Here is a 20,304-nt window from a genome sequence, read left to right on the forward strand (position 1 = left end):
AAAAAATGGCTTATATCGACTTACTCTCGGCAATCCACAAGAGCACGCAGCGCGACTATCTGGCGCGCGTCAACGATCCGGACTTCCCCAAGGCCAAGGCCGCGAAACTGGCGAAACAATGGGGCCATGATTACTGGGATGGGGACCGCCGCATCAACTACGGCGGGTATCGCTATATGCCGGGGCGTTGGGCGCCGGTGGGCCAGGCGATGATCAAGCACTACGGCATCAAGCCCGGAGACAAGATTCTTGATGTCGGGTGCGGCAAGGGATTCCAGCTCTATGAGCTGACCCAGCTGTGCCCCGGTGTGGAGGTGCATGGAATCGATGTTTCCAGCTATGCCATCGAGAATGCCAAGGAGGAGGTCAAGGACCGTCTGCAGGTGGGCAGTGCGACCTCCCTGCCGTATAGCGACAGCGAGTTTGACTTTGTCTTTTCGATCAATACGCTGCACAACCTCCATTGCTATGACCTGGACAAGGCGCTCAGGGAGATTGAGCGCGTCGGAAAAAAGAACAAGTACATCTGCGTAGAGTCCTATCGCACCGAAGAAGAGAAGGCCAACCTTCTGTACTGGCAAGTAACCTGCGAAGCTTTCAACACGCCCGAGGAATGGGCCTGGTGGTTCAAGCAGACCGGTTACACCGGCGACCATTCCTTTATCTACTTCGAATAAGAAACAGCTATGTCAAAGATGCCGAAAACCATGCGGGCTGCAGTCCTGACCGAACTCAAGGCGCCCCTGCAGATCATCGAGCTGACCATGCCCGAGTCGCTGGCCGTCGGGCAGGTGCTGGTAAAGGTCCACTACAGCGGGATCTGCGGCTCGCAGTTGGGTGAAATCGACGGGGCCAAGGGCGAGGACAAATACCTGCCGCATCTGCTGGGGCATGAGGCCTCGGGGACCGTGCTTGAGATCGGCGCCGGTGTGCGCCATGTAAAGGTCGGCGACAAGGTCGTGCTGCACTGGCGCAAGAGCTTGGGCATTGAGTCGCCCACGCCGGTCTACCACTGGGGTGATCGCCAAGTCAATGCCGGCTGGGTGACCACCTTCAATGAGTACGCCATCGTCTCTGAGAACCGCATGACACCGATCCCGGCGGACAGTGATCTCGAGGTGGCTGCCTTGTTCGGCTGCGCGGTGACCACGGGATTTGGCGTGGTGGAGAACAACGCCAAGGTGCGCATCGGCGAGTCGGTCGTAGTCTTCGGCGCGGGTGGTATCGGTCTGAATATCGTGCAGGCGGCGGCCTTGGTTTCGGCCTATCCCATCGTGGCGGTGGACCTGCATGATGAGCGGCTGGAGCTGGCCAAGCAGATGGGCGCGACACACCTCATCAACAGCAGCAAGGTCGACACACGGCAGGCCATTCTGGACATCGTCGGGCGCGAGGGGGTGGACGCCTTCATTGATAACACGGGCCGGCCGGCGATCATCGAGATGGGCTATCAGCTGACCAAGCCTCAGGGGCGCGTCACCTTGGTCGGGGTGCCGCGTCAGGGCAGCTCGATCAACATCTATTCGCTCCCCCTGCATTTCGGCAAGGGGCTCAGCGGTTCGCATGGCGGCGAGGCGGTGCCGCAAGCCGACATACCCCGCTACCAGAAGCTGTATGGCTCGGGGCGCATCAAGCTGCGGGAGCTGATCACCAACCACTACACGCTAGACCAGGTCAATGAGGCTATCGCCGGCATGCGAGATGGATCGACGGCGGGGCGCTGCCTGATCAACCTGGACGCGGCGGCGTCCTCCTGAGGGCGGTGAGAACCATGGCTGCAGTCAACAACAAGGCTCCGGCGCGCTGCATCAGTTGCGACGCCGACGCCGTCAGGCCGATGCTGGATTTCGGGGCACAGCCTCCGAGCAATCGTTTCTTTCGCGCGGGCGAGCCGCAGAAGGAGAGCCATGGGCTGGTCCTGGGCCAGTGCGCCGCGTGCGCCCTGGTCCAGTTGATCGACCCGATGCCCGCGGAAATCATCCGCTCGCGTTACGAGTGGATTAGCTACAACGAGCCCGAAGGCCATCTGGACCAGATGGTCGAGGATCTGATTGCGACCACCGACCTGCAGGCCGGAGCCCGTATCGTCGGTCTGAGTTACAAGGACGACACGACGCTCGCGCGCTTCAATCGCAAGGGGTACACGAACACCTACCGCTACAGCATCGACAAGGATCTGGATGTGGCCGAGCCCCTGGCGGGACTGGAAACAATCCAGAGCGCTATGACGCCGGAGCGGGCGGAGCAGCTGGTTCGCCAGCACGGGCAGGCCGATCTGCTGCTGGTGCGCCATGTCTTGGAGCACGCGCATGCTCCCAAGGATTTTCTGAAAGCGTTGGCACGCTTGGTGAAACCAACCGGATGCATGGTGTTCGAAATGCCGGAGAGCAGCAAGTTCCTGGCGGCTTTCGACTACAGCTTCGTCTGGGAAGAGCACATCAGCTATTTCACAGCGCAGACCGTGAGCCGGCTGATCCACAATGCCCGCCTTGACCCGTGGGTGCTCAAGAGCTATGTGTATCCGCTGGAAGATTCACTCGTGGCGCTGGTCCGCCCCATTCCCGCCGCAGCGCCGGCGGCCATGCCCACGGAGCAGGAACTGGAGCTGGGCCTGGCTTACGGCCGGCACTTCGACGAGATCCGCGAGCGCATACGCAGTGATCTGCTGCGACTCAAGACCGAGGGCAAGAAGGTTGCGGTTTTCGGCGCCGGGCATCTGGCGGCCAAGTTCCTGAATCTTTTCGAACTGAAAGACCTGGTCAGCTGTGTCATCGATGACAACCCGAACAAGTCCGGCCTGTTGATGCCGGGCTCGGGTGTTCCGGTGCGGCCTTCTTCCATGTTGATGGATGAGAATATCGATCTCTGTCTTCTGTCGCTCAGTCCGGAGAGCGAGAAGAAGGTCGTGGCCGCCAAGAAGGGCTATCTGGACCAGGGGGGGCGTTTCCTCTCCATTTTTGCCCTGAGCCCGATTGCATACCAGTCGGGAGTGCGCTGATGACAGCCCTTAGAAAAGTCAGCGATGAGGTCTTCGTGGCGGACGAAGCCATCGTGCGGCTCGGCGTTGAACAGATTGCTTTTCTGAAGGCGCAGGCGCGTTTGAGCCGCCGCAAGCGCGCGCGTATCTGCGCGCATCGTTCGAATGAGGATGCCCTGCATGAAATGCTGATCGCTATTTCAGCGGACAGCTATATTCATCCGCACAAGCACACCCGCAAGGTCGAGTCCTTCCATATCGTCGAGGGGCTGGTAGATGTGGTGGTGTTCGACGATGACGGGGCAATTGTCGATGTGGTCGAACTGGGCGACATCACGACGGGGCGCAACTTCTACTACCGTCTTTCCGACAGCATGTTCCACACGCTGCTCATCCACAACGAGTTTTTGCTTGTCCACGAGGTGACCAACGGCCCCTTCGTGGCAAACGAAACTATCCTCGCCCCGTTTGCGCCGTCCGAAAGTCAGGGCGACGACGCGCGGGCCTATATCGACCACCTCCGCCAGGCCATTGCGGCGCGCGGACGTCTTCATCAGGAGTAAGAAATACCATGACGCATTCCATTATTTTTGGCGGCAGCAAAGGCCTTGGACGGGTGCTGGCCCGGCAACTGGCGGCACGTGGTGACGCCGTTTCAGTCGTGAGCCGCAGCGAACCGCCGGCGGCCGAACGCACTGACGGCGTGAGTTACTTCCAGGCTGACATCGCCGATGCGCAGGCGACGCGCGCAGCGCTCGACGCCGCAGTGCAGAAAAACGGCGGGCCGAGCTACCTGGTCTTTTGTCAGCGTTACCGCGGCAAGGAAGACGCCTGGGCCGGCGAGATCGATGTCAGCTTGACGGCCTCCAAGCGCGTTGTCGAGTACCTGCAGGACAAGTTCGCGGTCGAAGGCGACTGTGCGATTGCCTTCGTGAGCTCGGTCTTCGGGGACCGTGTCGGTGAAGGGCAGGATCTGAGCTACCACATCGGCAAGGCAGGCATGGGCCATATGGCGCGCTACTATGCGGTCAATCTGGGACGCAAGGGTATCCGGGCCAACACGGTGACGCCGTTCACCTTCCTCAAGGAAGAGTCGAAGAGCTTCTACCTCAACAACAAGGAACTGCTGGGGCTGTATGAGGAGATCGTTCCTCTGGGCCGGATGCCGACGTCCGAGGACAGCGCGAACGTGCTCTGCTTCCTGTGCAGCCCCGGCGCAGCCTTCGTAAACGGCCAGAACATATATGTGGACGGTGGACTATCGCTGGTCTGGCCAGAGACGCTGGCCCGCAAGCTGAAATCCATTTAAACGAACCGACTGGACCGAATGAACTCCTCTCTGACGCGCCGCGATAGCTGCCGCCTGTGCGGCAGCAAGCATCTCGAACTTGCGCTACCGATCGCCGCCTCGCCGATTGCTGATGCCTATCTGCCAGAAGAACGCCTGAATGAAAAACAGGACGTCTACCCGCTGGACCTCTATCTGTGCACCGCCTGTGGCCATGTGCAGAACATCGACGTGGTGAACCCGGAGATCCTGTTTCGCGACTATATCTACGTGACGTCGAGCTCGCTGGGCCTGGTCGAGCATTACCGGCGTTATGCCGACGAGGTGGTGGATCAGTTCGACGTCAAACCCGGCGCGCTGGTGCTCGAGATCGGCAGCAATGACGGCTCCTTGTTGAGTTTCTTCAAAGCCAAAGGCCTCAAGGTCCAGGGCGTCGACCCGGCGCGGCGTATTGCCGAGGAGGCCACGGCCAAGGGCGTGCCCACGCTGCCAGATTTCTTCGGCTTCAAGCTCGCGGCCCAACTGCGTCAGGAGCAAGGGCCTGCGGCCGTCGTCACGGCCAACAACGTCTTTGCGCATGCCGACAATCTGGCTGACATCGTGCGGGGCATCCACACCATGCTGGCCGACGACGGCGTGTTCGTCTTCGAGGTGTCCTATCTGCCAGACATCGTCGACCGATTCTTGTTCGACACGGTCTACCACGAGCATGTCTCCTACCACTCGATTATTCCGCTGGCGAAGTTCTTCGAGAGCCTGGGCATGCAGCTCTTCGACGTGCAGCGCATCAGTTCCAAGGGCGGCTCGATTCGCGGGTTTGCGCAGCGTGCGTCAGAAGGGCGGCACGCAGTGACCTCACGGGTGCTTGATCTGATAGCAGAGGAGACCCGCCGCGGCTTCGACAAATTGGCGATCTATCGCGAATACGATGCCGCGATTGCGGCACGCAAGGCGGCTGTCACCAAGGTGGTGGATGAGGCGCGGGCGCAAGGCAAGACGGTGGCGGCTTACGGCGCTTCAACCACTGTCACGACTTTGATGTGGCACTTTGATCTGGCGCAGAAGCTTGATTTCTTGGTGGATGACAATCCGCTCAAACAAGGTCTGTTTGCGCCAAAGTGTCACCTTCCTGTTTTGCCATCGGACGCGCTCTATACGCGGCGTCCCGACTATGTACTTATCCTTGCATGGAATTATGCGGAACCCATCATGAAGCGGCACCAACGCTATGTTGCCGAAGGCGGAACTTTCGTGATTCCTTTGCCAGAACTCAAGCTTGTTGCTTGAGCATGGCTGTCGTGTTCCACATGGCCTCGCATTGCATAGCTAGTTATTAAGGCGCAACTGAATCATGTTCTCAGCCAAGACGGTACTTGTTACGGGCAACTTCAATGTCCTTCATGCGGGGCATCTGCGCCTGTTCAAATACGCCAAGGAGTGTGGCGGGCGTTTCATCGTCGGCGTTAACTCCGACCGGGTCGCGGGTGAGGGTTCCTACGTGCATGAGAGCCTGCGGCTCGAGTGCGTGCAGAACAGCAACTGGGTCGACGAGGCTATTCTCATTGACGAGCCCATCGAAGCGGTGATTGCCCGCTTGCGCCCCGATATAGTGGTCAAGGGAAAGGAGCATGAGTCGCGCTTCAACCCCGAGCTGGCGGCGCTCGGCCCCTTTGGCGGCAAGCTGCTCTTCAGCTCAGGGGAGACGGTGTTCTCGTCGGTCGACCTGATCCGCAAAAGCTTCTACGAGCCGGCAGTGCGCGGGATCGAGTTGCCGCACGAGTACCTGGCCCGCCACCATATCTCCCCAGGTCGCCTGTCCGAGATCGTTGGCAGCTTCCAGGAATTGAAGATTTGCGTGGTCGGCGATCTCATCGTTGACGAATACATTACCTGCCAGCCCCTGGGCATGTCGCAGGAGGATCCGACCATCGTCGTGACCCCGATCGACTCAACCAGTTTCCTTGGTGGTGCGGCCATCGTGGCAGCGCACGCGGCCGGGCTCGGTGCGAGCGTGGATTTTGTCTCGGTTGCCGGCGTCGACGCCAGCCGTGAGTTCGCGGCCAGGCATCTGACCCAGGCCGGGGTCAATGCGCATCTGCTCGCCGACGACAGCCGTCCGACCACGCTCAAGCAGCGCTACCGCAGCCAGGGCAAGACGCTGCTGCGGGTCAGCCATCTGCATCAGGGCGCGATCAGCCTGGGTCTGCAAGAGCAGATGCTGGCGCTGATCGATACCTCGCTCCAGACGGCCAAGGTGCTGGTGTTCTCGGATTTCAACTACGGCTGCCTGCCGCAGTCCATGGTCGAGAAAGTTATCGCCCTGGCCAAGGCGCGTGGTGTCATGCTCGCAGCCGACAGCCAATCCTCCTCGCAGATGGGGGACGTCAGCCGCTTCCAGGCGATGGATCTGATTTGTCCGACCGAGCGCGAAGCGCGTATCGCTACACGCAACCGCGAGGACGGACTGGTGGTCTTGACCGAGCAGTTGCGTGCGCAGGCCAAGGCGAAGAACATCTTGCTCAAACTCGGTGAAGAAGGCCTGCTGATCCATACCGGCAGCAGCGGTGGTGCTGGGAACTGGCTGACGGATCGCGTCGGCGCCCTGAATTCCTCGCCCAAGGATGTGGCTGGCGCCGGCGATTCGTTGCTGATTGCCAGCGCACTGGCCCTGGCTAGCGGGGCTTCGATCTGGGAGGCGTCCGCGCTCGGATCTATCGCGGCGGCCGTGCAGGTGGGGCGGGTGGGGAACACGCCTCTGCTTTCCAAGGAGCTACTGAAAGAACTCGATGGATCTGGGCATCAATGACCGCATCGCCCTGGTGACCGGGGCGAGCAAGAACATCGGGCGCGCCATCGCCAAGGCGCTAGCACGCGAGGGCGCGCGCCTGATCCTGGTCAGCCGCTCGCGCGAGCCGCTGGAGCAATTGGTCGCGGAGCTTGGTGGACCAGCCGGCCGGCATCTCTGTGTGGACCTTGATTTGCAGCAGCCTGCCAGCGCGCGGCGCCTGCAGGAGCGTCTGGGTGGCGATTTTGCGCAACCCGAGATCATGGTGCACAACCTCGGCGGCTCGCTGGGCGTGACCGACGCCTGGGCAGGCGCTGATGACTGGGCCCGGGTCTGGCACTTCAACCTCGGTATCGCACACGAACTCAACCGGGTTTTTGTCCCCGGCATGGTGGCCCGCAAATGGGGGCGTATCGTGCATCTTTCTACCTTGTCGACGCAGACGTATGATGGCTACACACCCTATGTGTCGGCGAAGTGCGCGCTGGATGCCTATGTGAAGGGTATGAGCCGCCAACTGTCGCGCGAAAACGTCATCATGAATGCGGTGGCGCCCGGCTTGATCGGCCTCGAAGGGCGTTATTTCAAGCGCATGGAGAAGGAAAATCCGGCGCTGCTGGAGCAGTATTACGACAACCATCTGCCGATCCGGCGCATGGGTGAGGCCGAAGAAGTGGCCATGGTCGCGGCATTTTTGTGTTCCGAGCACGCGGCCTTTATGCCGGGTGCCATCGTGGCGGCGGACGGTGGCGGCCACTGAGGCGGCGCGTCGTTCGATCTTGGCGCTTTCTTGACTCCGGGCTTAACCTCTCAACAGCTGACATCATCATGAGTAACGTGATTTCCCTAGAGCAGGGCTTTTCCGTCGTGGACGCGGACGAAGCCAGTCATCTGATCAAGCTGCGCCAGCAGATATTCGACCTGATGCGCGAGATATTCAAGCTCCCCGCCTCCGAGCCGGAGGCGGGTCTGAATAACTTCCATCAGACCACCCAGGGCATGCCGCTGGGCGAGCTTAACAAGCTTCGCATGGAGCTGATCCAGCGCATCACTGCAGAGTGCAATGTGCGGGAAGTGGTTTTCAAGGCCTTTGAAAAGAACCTGCGCCATTTGCTTGGCCCCGACATCCTGGCGCAGAAGAACACCAATCTGGTTTTGCAGCCACCAGGAGACCCCAATCCGTCCGAGTTGCATCGCGATGCGCCTGCCAATTCACCCTATGAGTTGGTGGTCTGGGTTCCCATGGTGAATTGCTATGGCACCAAAGCGATGTACATATTGGACGTCAGCAATACTGAAAAAGCGTTTGAGCACCTGGAAGCCAATCCCAACGATTGGGACGGTTTCGAGAAGTTTGCGAAATCACTGTCCGTGACACCTCCTGTAGCGTTTGGTCAGGCACTCATCTTCTATACAGGGTGCTTGCATGGGTCCGATATCAATGCGGAGCAGGAAACTCGGGTGAGCCTGAATATTCGCTACAAGAATCTCTTTTCGCCGTCCGGATTGAAGAACCAACTTCAATTTTTCAGTCCACTTCGGATTTCAGATGTGGCCCGGCTAGGAAGTCTGCTGGAAGCGCGAGAGCTGCAGAGATGAGACAGTTCTATTCCTGCATCGATGGGTTGCTGCCCGCGCCTCAGCCTGAGCAGCACGAGCTATCCAGAAAGAAGGCCGCCAAAGAGGGCGGACAGATCGTGTTTTATGGGGCGGAGGAGTACAGGGTTGTGGGGCAGCAGCCCTTCATCCTTCCCAAGCTGAAGCGAACCCCTGGAATTGATGGCGTGGTTTTCTTCTCCATCGATCAGTTTTGCTACGGAGAGAAATTCAATCTGAAGCTTCTGCAAGAAATACTCGCCTTGGGCCTGAGTGTCCATTTCGCACGCGAAGACATTTCTTTTCAGAGTTTTGATGAGGTCTCGGCGAACTTCATCACCCTCTCGGCATATTTCCACGCCTTCAAGCGCAGCCGGCGCGTGAGTGTGGACGAGATTCTGAGCGTGCTGGCTTGATGCGCGCCCTCCTGCTTGCTGCCGGTCTGGGTACGCGTCTGCGTCCCATCACGGACAGCATTCCCAAGTGCCTGGTCGAAATCAACGGCCGCCCCCTGCTGGATCACTGGCTCGAGTTGCTGAGCGCTGGCGGGGTCCATCAGGTACTCATCAATCTGCATTACCTGCCTGCGGCGGTCCAGTGTTTCCTGGCCACTACGCGCTATCCGATCGAGATCACCACCGTGCAGGAAGCGTCGTTGCTGGGCACGGCCGGGACAGTGCTCAAGAACCGTGCGTACTTCGGCCACCAGCCCCTGGTGCTGATCCACGCCGATAACCTGTCCTGCTTCGACTTGCGCGCCTTCATGGCGCGCTACGAGCTGCGCGCGCCCGGCATCGAGATTACGATGATGACCTTCGAGACCGATGCGCCCCAGACCTGCGGCATTGTCGAACTTGACGCTGCGGGGGCGGTGCAGGCTTTCCATGAAAAAGTTCCGAACCCACCCGGAAATCTGGCCAATGGCGCCGTCTACATCCTTTCGCCCCAGGTGATCGACTTCATTGCCGGCCTGAATCGGGAGGTGGTGGATTTCAGCCTGGATGTGCTGCCGCATTACATGGGAAAGATCAACACCTTTCACAACGACATCTACCATCGCGATATCGGGACGGTGCAGAGCCTAGCGGCGGCCCAGACCGAATACCCTTTGGCGCTCGCGCGGAGTCGCTCCAATGTTCCGGAATGAGCTTGCAGGACGGATGTTGCGGTGTTGCTAAATAAGCTGCAGCGCTTTCTGGCGATTGACCAGGCTGTGCGCTATTCGATCGCGGGCAAAATCTGGCTGCTCGCGAGCGGCCTGCTCACCACCCTGCTAATCGCCCTGCACTTCACCTCCGAGCTACAGGGCTATTACTACACATTCAATGCAGTCCTCGTGGTACAGGTTTTCGCGGAGCTGGGCTTGTCGTCCGTGCTTGTGAGTTTCGCAAGCCACGAGTGGTCCAAGTTGCATATTGATGCGCAGGGCGGAGTTGCCGGTGATGGTCCCGCGCAGTCGCGGCTGATCAGCTTGGCCCGTTTTTCCCTGCGCTGGTATTGGATCGCGGGGCTCGCGGTCACATTGGGGCTGGCCGTCTTCGGCCTGTTTTTCTTTGGTGGCAGAGCGGCGCCGGCGGCGAACTGGGTTGGGCCCTGGCTGCTGCTGTGCCTCTCGGCTGGACTGACTTTGTGCTTCATGCCGATCGCGGCCTTGCTTGAAGGCTGCAACCAGGTCGCGAACGTCTACAAATTCAGATTCGCGCAATACGTCGTAACGGGTGTGGTCGCCTGGTCGGTCATCGGCCTGGGCGGCGGGCTGTGGGCTGCGCCTTTGTCGGGCTTGGCCGGGCTGTCTCTCATGGCCATGCTGAGCTGGCTGCGCTACCACCGCTTCATCCGCTCGGTCTTCGAGGCAGTGCCGCAGGGGGCGCATCTGCGCTGGAAGAGTGACATCCTGCCCATGCAGTGGCGCATTGCCCTGAGCTGGATTGGCGGCTATTTCACCTTCGCCCTGTTCACACCGGTGATCTTTCATTATCACGGCGCGGTGGTCGCGGGTCAGATGGGAATGACCTGGGCCTTGGTGTCGGCCTTGTCGACGCTGGCAGCGAGTTGGGTCGCGCCCAAGGCGCCGATGTTCGGCATGCTAATCGCCCAAGGTAGATACGCCGAGCTTGACCGCGCGTTCTGGCGGCTCGAGGCTGCGGTGGTGGCCGTGGTCGTGGCCGGTGCGATGGCCTTGCTCGGCGCGCTGGGCCTGCTCCATCTCGTCGACCATCCCTATGCCGGGCGCCTGCTGCCACCGCTGGTGACGGCCGCTCTGCTGCTCGGTGTCATTGTGCAGGCGATCTCCCTTCCCATGGCGACATACTTGCGGGCGCACAAGAAGGAGCCCTTGCTACTCATCTCCGTGCTTAGTGGCCTGGCCACCGGCGTACTGACTCTGGTGCTAGGGCGCCTCTACGCGGCTCAGGGTGTGGCCGCTGCTTTCCTGGTGGTTAGCTGCATAGTGACACCCTTTGTGGCGCTGATCTGGCAACGCTGCCGTGTCGAATGGCATGCTGCTCCCCAGGAGCAGCCCGGAGCGCAACATTTCCAGACTGAGCTGCATGAAACAAGGGCTGACTGAAGGCAAAAGCCATATCAAATACCAAGATGATGATGTTTCGCTTAAAAATTCTTGAAGCACTTAAAAAGCTACTGCGTCCGGTTTTTGTTCCCGTGTATGCAAATGCCAGAAGGTATGTCAGGTACCTGGCGTGGCAATCCTCGGCACTTAGAAATTTGTTGCTGCCCGTGCCGCCTGGCAAGAAGAGATTGCTGTTGGTTTACGATACATCAGGACAACCTTTCAGCCTGGGTGACATACTCATGGTGCAAGCCGCTTCGCTCCCTCTGCGGGAAAAATATGGCGTAGACAAAGTCGATTTCGCTGTGATATTCCCTCCGTTCGAGCCTGCGGCGGCGGACGCAGCTTACAACTCGATAACCCCTGACAATGTCATGTACCACTTGGCTTCGGTGTTGCCGATAGCGCAGGTCAACCAACACCTTGGGTCATTGTTGGTGTTTGATTCAGCTCTGCATTTGCAGCGGTACGTCGCAGACTGTGCTGACCTCTACCACGTATGGCCCGAAGGTGCGAAATTTGCTGCAAAAGATTATCTTTACTACGAAATCTTCAATGATGTGCTCTACCAGCACTTCAAGAATTCTGGCGAGCTTCTGCCTTTGACATGCCGCCCTGTGCTCGTGGATTGGGCCAATGGGTTTTATCAAAAGAACGTATCTCCACGTATCCCGGTGACTGTCAATATCCGGAACAATATGGCCTACCAAGTGCATCGCAATGCAAGTATCGAAGCATGGGTGGATTTTTTTACGCACTGCGAGACAAGATACCCGGTGGTGTTTGTGGTCATCTGTGCCTTCTCGGAAATTGATGAGCGGTTGCGATTGTGCAAAAACGTGATCATTGCCAAAGATCACCACACGGGCGTGGAGCAGGAGTTGGCGCTGGTCCATACATCGGCGATGCATATGGGAGTCGGTTCCGGGCCGATGATGTCCATGGCCTGGTTCAATACCAAGCCGTACCTCATGGTGAATACCTCGTACGGGCCGGCATACTTCAAGCGCACAGATATGGTGGTGACGGTTGAGCCTGGCATTCAGCGCTTCTGCTTTGCCAACGCTTCGCAGCGCATAGTCAATAGCAAGGAAACCAAGGAGATCTTGATCGATGAGTTTGCGAGGATGTGGGCGAATGCCGATCTGTCGGCCTGGCAAACTTCACAGGGGGCAGAATCGAAGACAGCCTCCGATCTGAGCACATGGCTACGATGACCGGGTTTGAGCTTTTGGCACTACACTGCAAGTTGCTTTTTCGACCTTGAGAGCATGAAGAGCTGCCTGCTTGAGGCCGGCGCGATGGAGGAAGTGGGGCTGCAGTCTTGCTGGGATACTTGGTGTCCTAGGGGGCGGCAGTAGGGATCATCCAAGCGATGAATTTTGGCAAATCGATTATCCAATGGGAGAGCAGAGTTGAAAAACAAAATATATTTTGCCGACATCACCCATACGGCACAGGGGATCAGCGCAGCGACATTTCCTCTTGGCATTAGTTATGTGATGAGCTATGCCAAATTTTGCTTTGGCTCAGACTTCGAATTCAGTCTGTTCAAGTTTCCAGAACACCTCGATGATGCGCTCAAAAAGGATGAGCCTTTGATGCTCTGTTTTTCCAGCTACAGCTGGAACCGGGAGCTTTCATACAAGATCGCCAGTTTGGCAAAAGAACGCTATCCAGGGTTGATCGTGGTTTTTGGCGGACCTAATTTCCCGACGGATGAGGAGGAAAAGCTAGCCTTGATGACTGCGCGGCCCGCCATTGACTTCTATGTAGAGCTGGAAGGAGAGATGGGGTTTGCGGACTTGATACGCAAGCTTGAGACCTATGGTTTCGATGCCGCGCGTTTCAAGAAGAGTGGCACGCCTGTCAATAATACCTATTACCTGTCAGAAGGCCGGAGTGTTTGCGGGGAGATGGAGAGAATTCTTGACATCACTGTCATCCCATCGCCGTACTTGACCGGCTTGATGGATCCTTTCTTCAGTCTGCCGCTGGTGCCCATGCTGGAGACGACGAGAGGATGTCCGTTTGCTTGTACCTTTTGTGCCGATGGGCTGGCTATCAAGAACAGAGTGGTTCGCTTTGGGCAGGAGCGAATCCGTGAGGAGCTTCTTTACATCGCGGAAAGACTGAAAAACATCGATGAGCTGATCATTACGGACCTGAACTTTGCCATGTACGACGCGGACTCTGCAACGGCGCGATCCATCATGGAGGTTAAAGAGCAGTTCGGCTGGCCCAAGGTGCTCTCCGCATCGGCGGGTAAAAACAAGCCGCACCGGACGATTGAGGTGGCCAGCATTCTGAAGGGAGCATGGACACTGGGCGCCTCCATTCAATCCACCGATCCTGAAGTACTCAAATCCATCAGACGCAGCAATATTTCCAGCGCGGCGTATCAAAAACTGATCGATTACGGCAATGTGTTGCCCGACAGCAAAACCCACTCGGAAATTATCTTGGGGCTCCCTGGTGACACGAAGCAAAAGCATTTCGAATCCCTGCGCTTTGGCGTGGAGAACCGAGTCAATAGCATGCGTATGTTTCAGGCAATGCTCTTGTCGGGAACGGAGATGGCGTCGAGGGCGGATCGAGAACGCTATCAATTGAAGACGAAATTCAGGACCATCCCCGGGTGTGTCGGTATTTACGATCTGTTTGGCGGCCAGCATCCGGTTTCCGAGATGGAAGAGATCATAGTCGGGAGCAAGGATATGTCCTTCGACGATTATCTCGACTGCCGAGTGATGAATCTGATTGTCGAGACCTTTTATAACAACGCAATTTTCGAAGAGGCTTTTGCCGTTGTGAGGGAGTTGGGCGTCTCCGTATTTGATTGCCTGCTTTATATCAAGAGGCACGACGAACTGTATACCCCGCGGATCAAGGAGATTGTGGATGAGTTCGTCCATCAGACTAGCTGCGACCTCTATGACAGCCTGGAGGAGGCTCAGAGCCACGTTCTAACGCCGGAGATCATCGGAAAATACATAGGTGGCGAGCTAGGTATCAACGAGCTTCTGGTGCATAAATCACTTCTGTTGTCTGAATTCGAAATGGTCAGTGAGCTGCTGTTCCATGCGATCAGTGCGACGCTGCGGGAGCGAGAGCTGTACAGCCCCGGCGTTGAGCAGTACTTGTCAGAACTGTTGATTTTTATGTCTTTGCGAAAGAAAGATATTTTCAACGATACGCAGTCTGTCACATATTCCGAGTTTCACTATGATTTCGAGGCGATACGCGATGCTAACTATCGTGTAAACCCCAATCAATTGGTCGCTGCAGAGCCGCCCATCAAGCTCGCTTTCTTCCATGATGAAGAACAGAAAAATCATATTCAAAACCAGATGAAGATATACATGAATACGCCGATAGGCTTGGGGCGCCTGATACAGCGCTCCAACCTCAAGCTCATGTATCGGCGCTTCTGCAAGGACGGCGAGTTGCTGGAGAGCACTGCTCGCTAAGACTCCCCAGTCCGCTGTTGGCTGCGTTGAGGTGAGCGCATGCCTGGCCTGCCACCTCGCCGTTTCGCCGATTGCGCGCTTGGCCATGGTTGAATCGTCTCTTTGGGTTCGAGAATGAAGGTTTTGCTGCTGGCAGGAGCCAACTCCATCCATACAGCCCGTTGGGCCAATGGCTTGGCATCGCGTGGTCACCAGGTCCATCTCGTCTCAGCCCATGCGTTGACACATCCGATTGATGCGCGCGTCAAGTTGCATCTTCTGCGAGTACAGGCACCTTGGGCTTATCTGCTGGCTGCGCGCGAAGTGAGAGCCATCGCGAAGCGGGTGGATGCGGATATTGTCAATGCGCATTACGCCACCGGGTATGGCCTCTTGGCGCGTTTGGCTGCCGTCAAACCCACGCTGCTATCGGTCTGGGGTAGCGATGTGTATTCCTTCCCTGATAAATCAGTTTTTCACAAGACCTTGGTGCGAGGAAACCTGAAGTCATCGACTGCTGTCGCCTCGACCAGCCACTGCATGGCGCGCAAGGCCCAGGAGATTTATCCTCACCCGCACGTTTTCATTACCCCCTTTGGCGTGGATGTCCGGGCGTTTCAGCCGCAGAGCCGCTCGCCGGTGTCGAACCGGGTGGTGATCGGGACGGTCAAGTCGCTTTCGCCCGTTTACGGTATTGATGTGCTGATTCGTGCGTTTGCCTGGGCCAGAGATCAAGTGAATGAGTCCACGGATCTGCAGCTGGAAATATTTGGTGAGGGTCCGCAGAGACCGGAGTTGGAGGCCTTGGTTGAAACACTGCATCTCGCCAAACAAGTGCGTTTTGGTGGTGCTATCGCGCATGAACAGGTGCCAGCAGCCTTGAATCAGTTCGATATCTTTGTGGCACTGAGTCGGTTTGAGAGTTTCGGTGTGGCCGTGCTTGAGGCTGCGGCCTGCGGCCTGCCAGTCCTTGTGTCGGCCGCAGAAGGCCTGGCGGAGGTCACTCAAGACGGGGTCAACGGCTATGTGGTCCCGCGCGACAATGTGCAAGCCGCAGGTGCCGCGCTTTTACGGCTGATTCAGGACTCGGAGCTTCGGGCGCGCTTTGGTGAAGCCGGACGCAGGCATGTCGTCAAGCACTATTCTTGGGAGCGATCACTGGATGCCATGCTGGAGGCCTATGCGCAAACCATTGCGCTGGCCAGGCAATAGTTGGCCTGATTCTGACCAAAAGCAGGCAGAATGACCACGCTAGGCGAGCGCACTGTACTCTGCGCCATGCCCTTCCAAAGGGGGAACTTATGATCCTCCTATTCCCTTCAATGGTTGACCTTTACTCCTTGGCTTTTTGATATGTGCGGCATTTTCGGAATCGTTTCAGACACTCCTGTCCTTGAGAGTGAACTCCATGTGCTGGTAACGCACGCCCAGCAACGCGGTCGCGACTCCAGCGGCCTGGTGACCTTTGTCAACGATGCCTACCAGATCTACCGCGCCGACTACCCCATCACCCGCTTGCTCAAGGAGGTCCGGCCGCAGGCCAGCCACCTGGTGCTGGGCCATAGCCGGCTGATCACCAACGGCCTGGGCGACAACCAGCCCGTGGTGCGCGACGGCGTGGCCGTGCTGCACAACGGCATCGTTGTCAACGATGAAGCGATCTGGCCCCAGATCGGCAAGGTGCGGATGCTGCAGGTGGATACCGAGGTCATTGCGGGGATTGCTGCGGCCTATCTGGAGTCCGGGCGTGAGCTCGCGCAATTGCCAGCGCACATCCTGAGCCTGTGCCGTGGCGTGGTGGCCTGCGCGCTGATCCTGCCCAAGCTGGGCAAGCTGTGCCTGTTCTCGAACAACGGCAGCCTGTATGTGGGGCGCAAGCATGGTGCGACCTTGTTTGCGTCGGAGCGCCATCCGCTGGTGGTGATTGGCTGCGAGGACATTGTGCAGGCCCGCGACGCGGTGTTTGTCGATATTCCTGCGTCCCAGGCGGCTTTGGAGATCTCTGGCAGGAATGATCGCAAGACCGACTTGATCCCGGCTCTGTCCCTGTCGGGCGCAGAAGAGCAGTTGCTGGAATACCGTCGCTATGAAGGGCGTCGCTGCAGCAAGTGCCTGCTGACCGAGACCATGCCCTTCATCAAGTTTGATGCAGAGGGCGTCTGCAACTACTGCCGGAACTACAAGCCGCGCAACAAGCCGCGCCCCAAGGAAGAGCTTTTCAAGCTGGTGGAGCCCTATCGCCGCGCGAAGGGTGATGACTGCTTGGTGCCGTTCTCGGGTGGGCGCGACAGCTGCTACGGTCTGCACCTCATCGTCAAAGAACTGAAGATGAAGCCCATCACCTATACCTACGACTGGGGCATGGTGACGGATCTGGGGCGCCGCAATATCAGCCGCATGAGCGCCGAGCTGGGGGTGGAAAACATCATCGTGGCCGATGACATTGCGCAGAAGCGCGACAACATCGCCAAGAATCTGAAGGCTTGGCTCAAGTCGCCCCATCTGGGCATGCTGAGTGTGCTGACCGCAGGCGACAAGCACTTCTTCCGGCACATAGAGACGGTGAAGAAACAAACCGGTATTGGGCTGAACCTGTGGGGGGTCAATCCGCTGGAGGTGACCCATTTCAAGGCCGGCTTCCTGGGTGTCCCGCCGGACTTCGAGGAAGAGCGGGTCTACTCCCACGGCGCCATGAAACAGCTGCGCTACCAGTATCTGCGCTTCAAGGCGATGCTGGAGAGCCCCGGGTACTTCAATAGCTCGCTGTGGGACACCTTGTCCGGCGAGTACTATCGCAGCTTTGCGGAGAAGACGGACTACTTCCACATCTTCGACTACTGGCGCTGGGATGAAAATCAGATCAACGAGACGCTCGCCACCTATGACTGGGAGCGTGCGCCAGATACGACCACGACCTGGCGTATCGGCGACGGCACGGCAGCTTTCTACAACTATGTGTATTACACGGTGGCGGGATTCACCGAGCACGACACCTTCCGCAGCAACCAAATCCGCGAGGGTGACCTGACGCGCGAGGAGGCGCTGGAGATGGTCATGGAGGAGAACGCGCCCAGGTATCCCAATCTCAAGTGGTATCTGGATGTGCTGGGCATGGACTTCAAAGAGGTGGTCTCCGTGGTCAATGCCATCCCCAAGCTGTACTGAGCCTTCTTGTGAACCCCTGCATCTGGTACGTTTCCAAGTACGTGGCCCCGCCGGACAAGGTCAGCGCGGGCGGGCGCGGCTACCTCATCATGCACGAGCTTGCGCGCATGGGCTACCGCAGCGTCATCATCACCTCTGACTCCAACCAGCTCGCCGAAGTGCCGGTGCTGGACGCGCCTTATCTGTTTCAGGAGATCGATGGCCTTCAGCTGTGCTGGGTGCGAACCATGAAGTACGGGGTCGCCAAGTCGCTGCGGCGTATCATGAGTTGGCTGGATTTCGAGTGGCGGCTGTGGCTGCTGCCCAAGGACAAGTTGCCCGCGCCTGACGTGGTCATCGTCTCCAGCCTGTCGCTGCTCACCATTCTCAATGGCTTCCTGCTGCGCTGGCGTTACAAGTGCCGCCTAGTGCTGGAGATCCGTGACATCTGGCCGCTGACCATCACCGAAGAGGGCGGCTTCAGCCGCTGGAACCCGCTGGTGCTGGGCCTGGGCTTTATCGAGAAGCTGGGCTACCGCTATGCGGACGCCATTGTGGGCACCATGCCCAATCTGGGCGAGCATGTGGCTGGCGTGCTGGGCCATGCCAAGCCCACCCATTGCATCCCCATGGGGGTCGATGAGGCTACGCTGGCCGCAGGCGCTGCGCTGCCGGCCGGCTATGTCGAGCAATACATCCCCCAGGGTAAATTCATCGTGACGCACGCGGGCACGATTGGCATTACCAATGCGCTGGACACCCTGCTGGACTGCGCCGAAGCAATGCAGGACGACCCCGGGGTGCACTTTCTGGTGGTGGGCGAGGGCGATCTACGCGCGCACTACCAGCAGAAATACGCACACCTCGGCAACCTCACGTTTGCCCCGCGCGTGCCCAAGCGGATGGTGCAGACTGTGCTGTTGCACTGCGATCTGCTGTACTTCTCGGTGCATATCTCCAAGGTCTGGAAATACGGTCAGTCGCTCAACAAGGTGATCGACTACATGCTCTCGGGCAAGCCCGTCGTCGCCTCCTATACCGGCTATCCCTCCATGATCAACGAAGCCGACTGCGGCAGCTATGTGCCCGCAGGGGATGTCGCCGCGCTGCGCCGCGAAGTGCTTCGCTATGCGGCCATGGATGCCTCGCAGCGCGAAGCCATTGGGCGGCGGGGTCGGGAGTGGATTTTGTCCAATCGTCGCTACGAAACACTGGCGCAGAATTACCTCGCCATCCTGTTCGAACAGAGTGTAGACAAGGTGCAAGGATGAAGCGCCTCTTCGACGTGCTCGTAGCGCTGGGCCTGCTGCTGGCGCTGGCGCTGCCTTTGCTCGTGCTGGCCTGGGTGGTGCGCCGCAAGCTCGGCAGCCCCGTGCTATTTCGCCAGCTGCGCCCGGGCCTGCAGGGGCGTCCCTTCATGATGGTGAAGTTCCGCACCATGACGGATGGGCGCGGCGCGGACGGGGTGTTGCTGCCCGATGCCCTACGCCTGACCGCCTTTGGCCGGTTTTTGCGTGCCAGTAGCCTAGATGAATTGCCCGAGCTGTGGAATGTGCTGCGCGGCGAGATGAGTTTGGTAGGCCCGCGCCCGCTGCTGATGGAATACCTGCCGCTTTACTCCCCCACGCAGGCGCGCCGCCATGAGGTGCGCCCCGGCATCACCGGCTGGGCCCAGGTGAACGGGCGCAATGCCGTGAGCTGGGAGGAGCGCTTTGCGTTGGACGTCTGGTATGTGGACCACCGATCGCTGTGGCTGGATCTGCGTATTCTCTGGCGCACGCTGCGCAAGGTGCTGGTGCGTGAAGGCATCAGCGCCCAAGGCGAGGCCACCATGTCTCGATTCACTGGGAGCAAGCCATGAAGCGCCTTGCACTGCTGGGGGCTAGCGGGCATGGCAAGGTGGTTGCCGATGCAGCGCTTATGGCGGGCTGGGCGGTCGTCGAGTTCTTTGACGATGCTTGGCCCCAACGGCAGCATAACGGAAGCTGGCCAGTGGTGGGTGACAGCAAGGTGCTGGAGGCACGCTTGCAGAAGTTTGATGGCGTACTGGTGTCGATTGGTGATTGCGCAGTACGCTGGGCGAAACAACAGAGGTTGGCTACCGCCGGAGCTCCTCTGGCGACCATCGTTCACCCGGCTGCCTCAGTGAGTCGCTACGCGGCGTTGGGGGCGGGGACTGTTGTCATGGCCGGGGCCGTGGTGAATATAGACACCGTGGTGGGGCAGGCCGGGATCATCAATACCGGCGCGACTGTGGACCACGATTGCCAATTGGCCGACGGGGTACATATCTGCCCCGGCGCCCATCTGTCTGGCAACGTGCAGGTAGGCCTATGCGCCACCATCGGAGTGGGCGCTGCGGTCAAGCAGGGGCTGCAGATTGGGCAATACGCCCTTGTGGGTGCTGGCGCAGTCCTTATTCACGCGGTGGCAGATGCGACTGTGGTTGCAGGCAATCCCGCGCGGCCTCTGCAGGGGCGGCGCGCATAGTTTCAA

Annotated in this window: 19 protein-coding genes; all 19 read left to right on the forward strand. The window is 58.8% G+C overall.

The features are described from left to right. Positions 1–5: 5 nt before the first annotated feature. On the forward strand, positions 6–677 hold the full coding sequence (locus tag AC1RNN_RS11015; RefSeq protein ID WP_493089383.1) for a class I SAM-dependent methyltransferase: 672 nt from the start codon (positions 6–8) through the stop codon (positions 675–677). A 9-nt stretch (positions 678–686) separates the two neighbouring features. Further along, positions 687–1,757: a zinc-binding dehydrogenase gene (locus tag AC1RNN_RS11020; protein ID WP_493089381.1), complete on the forward strand. Its 1,071-nt coding sequence runs from the start codon at positions 687–689 to the stop codon at positions 1,755–1,757. 14 nt (positions 1,758–1,771) lie between these two features. Continuing rightward, the gene (locus AC1RNN_RS11025) at positions 1,772–2,998 is read left to right on the forward strand and encodes a class I SAM-dependent methyltransferase (protein WP_493089379.1); all 1,227 of its coding nucleotides are present in this window, start codon (positions 1,772–1,774) and stop codon (positions 2,996–2,998) included. After that, entirely contained in the window at positions 2,998–3,540 is a 543-nt protein-coding gene (locus AC1RNN_RS11030) for a WbuC family cupin fold metalloprotein (protein ID WP_493089377.1), read from the forward strand. Before AC1RNN_RS11025 ends, AC1RNN_RS11030 begins: the two co-directional genes overlap by 1 nt. Positions 3,541–3,548: 8 nt before the next feature. Beyond that, positions 3,549–4,286, forward strand: a complete 738-nt coding sequence (locus tag AC1RNN_RS11035) for an SDR family NAD(P)-dependent oxidoreductase (RefSeq protein WP_493089375.1) — start codon at positions 3,549–3,551, stop codon at positions 4,284–4,286. Between the two features lie 18 nt (positions 4,287–4,304). After that, positions 4,305–5,552, forward strand: a complete 1,248-nt coding sequence (locus tag AC1RNN_RS11040; RefSeq protein WP_493089373.1) for a methyltransferase domain-containing protein — start codon at positions 4,305–4,307, stop codon at positions 5,550–5,552. Between the two features lie 64 nt (positions 5,553–5,616). Then, positions 5,617–7,071 (forward strand): PfkB family carbohydrate kinase, encoded by a 1,455-nt coding sequence (locus AC1RNN_RS11045; RefSeq protein WP_493089371.1) that lies wholly within the window; start codon positions 5,617–5,619, stop codon positions 7,069–7,071. Further along, complete coding sequence (locus tag AC1RNN_RS11050; protein ID WP_493089369.1) at positions 7,052–7,810, forward strand: SDR family NAD(P)-dependent oxidoreductase; 759 nt, start codon at positions 7,052–7,054, stop codon at positions 7,808–7,810. Before AC1RNN_RS11045 ends, AC1RNN_RS11050 begins: the two co-directional genes overlap by 20 nt. Positions 7,811–7,878: 68 nt before the next feature. Then, positions 7,879–8,649: a sporadic carbohydrate cluster 2OG-Fe(II) oxygenase gene (locus tag AC1RNN_RS11055; protein ID WP_493089367.1), complete on the forward strand. Its 771-nt coding sequence runs from the start codon at positions 7,879–7,881 to the stop codon at positions 8,647–8,649. After that, a complete protein-coding gene (locus AC1RNN_RS11060) occupies positions 8,646–9,062 on the forward strand; it encodes a hypothetical protein (protein ID WP_493089365.1) in 417 nt (138 codons plus the stop codon). Before AC1RNN_RS11055 ends, AC1RNN_RS11060 begins: the two co-directional genes overlap by 4 nt. After that, on the forward strand, positions 9,062–9,793 hold the full coding sequence (locus AC1RNN_RS11065) for a nucleotidyltransferase family protein (RefSeq protein ID WP_493089501.1): 732 nt from the start codon (positions 9,062–9,064) through the stop codon (positions 9,791–9,793). Before AC1RNN_RS11060 ends, AC1RNN_RS11065 begins: the two co-directional genes overlap by 1 nt. A 21-nt stretch (positions 9,794–9,814) precedes the next feature. Continuing rightward, a complete protein-coding gene (locus AC1RNN_RS11070) occupies positions 9,815–11,215 on the forward strand; it encodes a lipopolysaccharide biosynthesis protein (RefSeq protein WP_493089364.1) in 1,401 nt (466 codons plus the stop codon). Positions 11,216–11,241: 26 nt separating this feature from the next. Then, positions 11,242–12,432, forward strand: coding sequence for a hypothetical protein (locus AC1RNN_RS11075; protein WP_493089362.1), 1,191 nt, complete (start codon positions 11,242–11,244; stop codon positions 12,430–12,432). A 198-nt stretch (positions 12,433–12,630) separates the two neighbouring features. Further along, positions 12,631–14,685, forward strand: coding sequence for a B12-binding domain-containing radical SAM protein (locus AC1RNN_RS11080; RefSeq protein WP_493089361.1), 2,055 nt, complete (start codon positions 12,631–12,633; stop codon positions 14,683–14,685). A gap of 114 nt (positions 14,686–14,799) precedes the next feature. Then, entirely contained in the window at positions 14,800–15,876 is a 1,077-nt protein-coding gene (locus AC1RNN_RS11085) for a glycosyltransferase (protein WP_493089360.1), read from the forward strand. 198 nt (positions 15,877–16,074) lie between these two features. After that, positions 16,075–17,829: a glucosamine 6-phosphate synthetase gene (locus tag AC1RNN_RS11090; RefSeq protein WP_493089358.1), complete on the forward strand. Its 1,755-nt coding sequence runs from the start codon at positions 16,075–16,077 to the stop codon at positions 17,827–17,829. An 8-nt stretch (positions 17,830–17,837) separates the two neighbouring features. Further along, positions 17,838–19,079 (forward strand): glycosyltransferase family 4 protein, encoded by a 1,242-nt coding sequence (locus tag AC1RNN_RS11095; RefSeq protein ID WP_493089356.1) that lies wholly within the window; start codon positions 17,838–17,840, stop codon positions 19,077–19,079. Then, on the forward strand, positions 19,076–19,669 hold the full coding sequence (locus AC1RNN_RS11100; protein ID WP_493089354.1) for a sugar transferase: 594 nt from the start codon (positions 19,076–19,078) through the stop codon (positions 19,667–19,669). The genes AC1RNN_RS11095 and AC1RNN_RS11100 overlap by 4 nt, the downstream gene beginning before the upstream one ends. Then, positions 19,666–20,298, forward strand: a complete 633-nt coding sequence (locus AC1RNN_RS11105; RefSeq protein WP_493089353.1) for an acetyltransferase — start codon at positions 19,666–19,668, stop codon at positions 20,296–20,298. Before AC1RNN_RS11100 ends, AC1RNN_RS11105 begins: the two co-directional genes overlap by 4 nt. Positions 20,299–20,304 lie beyond the last annotated feature (6 nt).

Source organism: Rhodoferax sp. GW822-FHT02D07, from assembly GCF_058802405.1.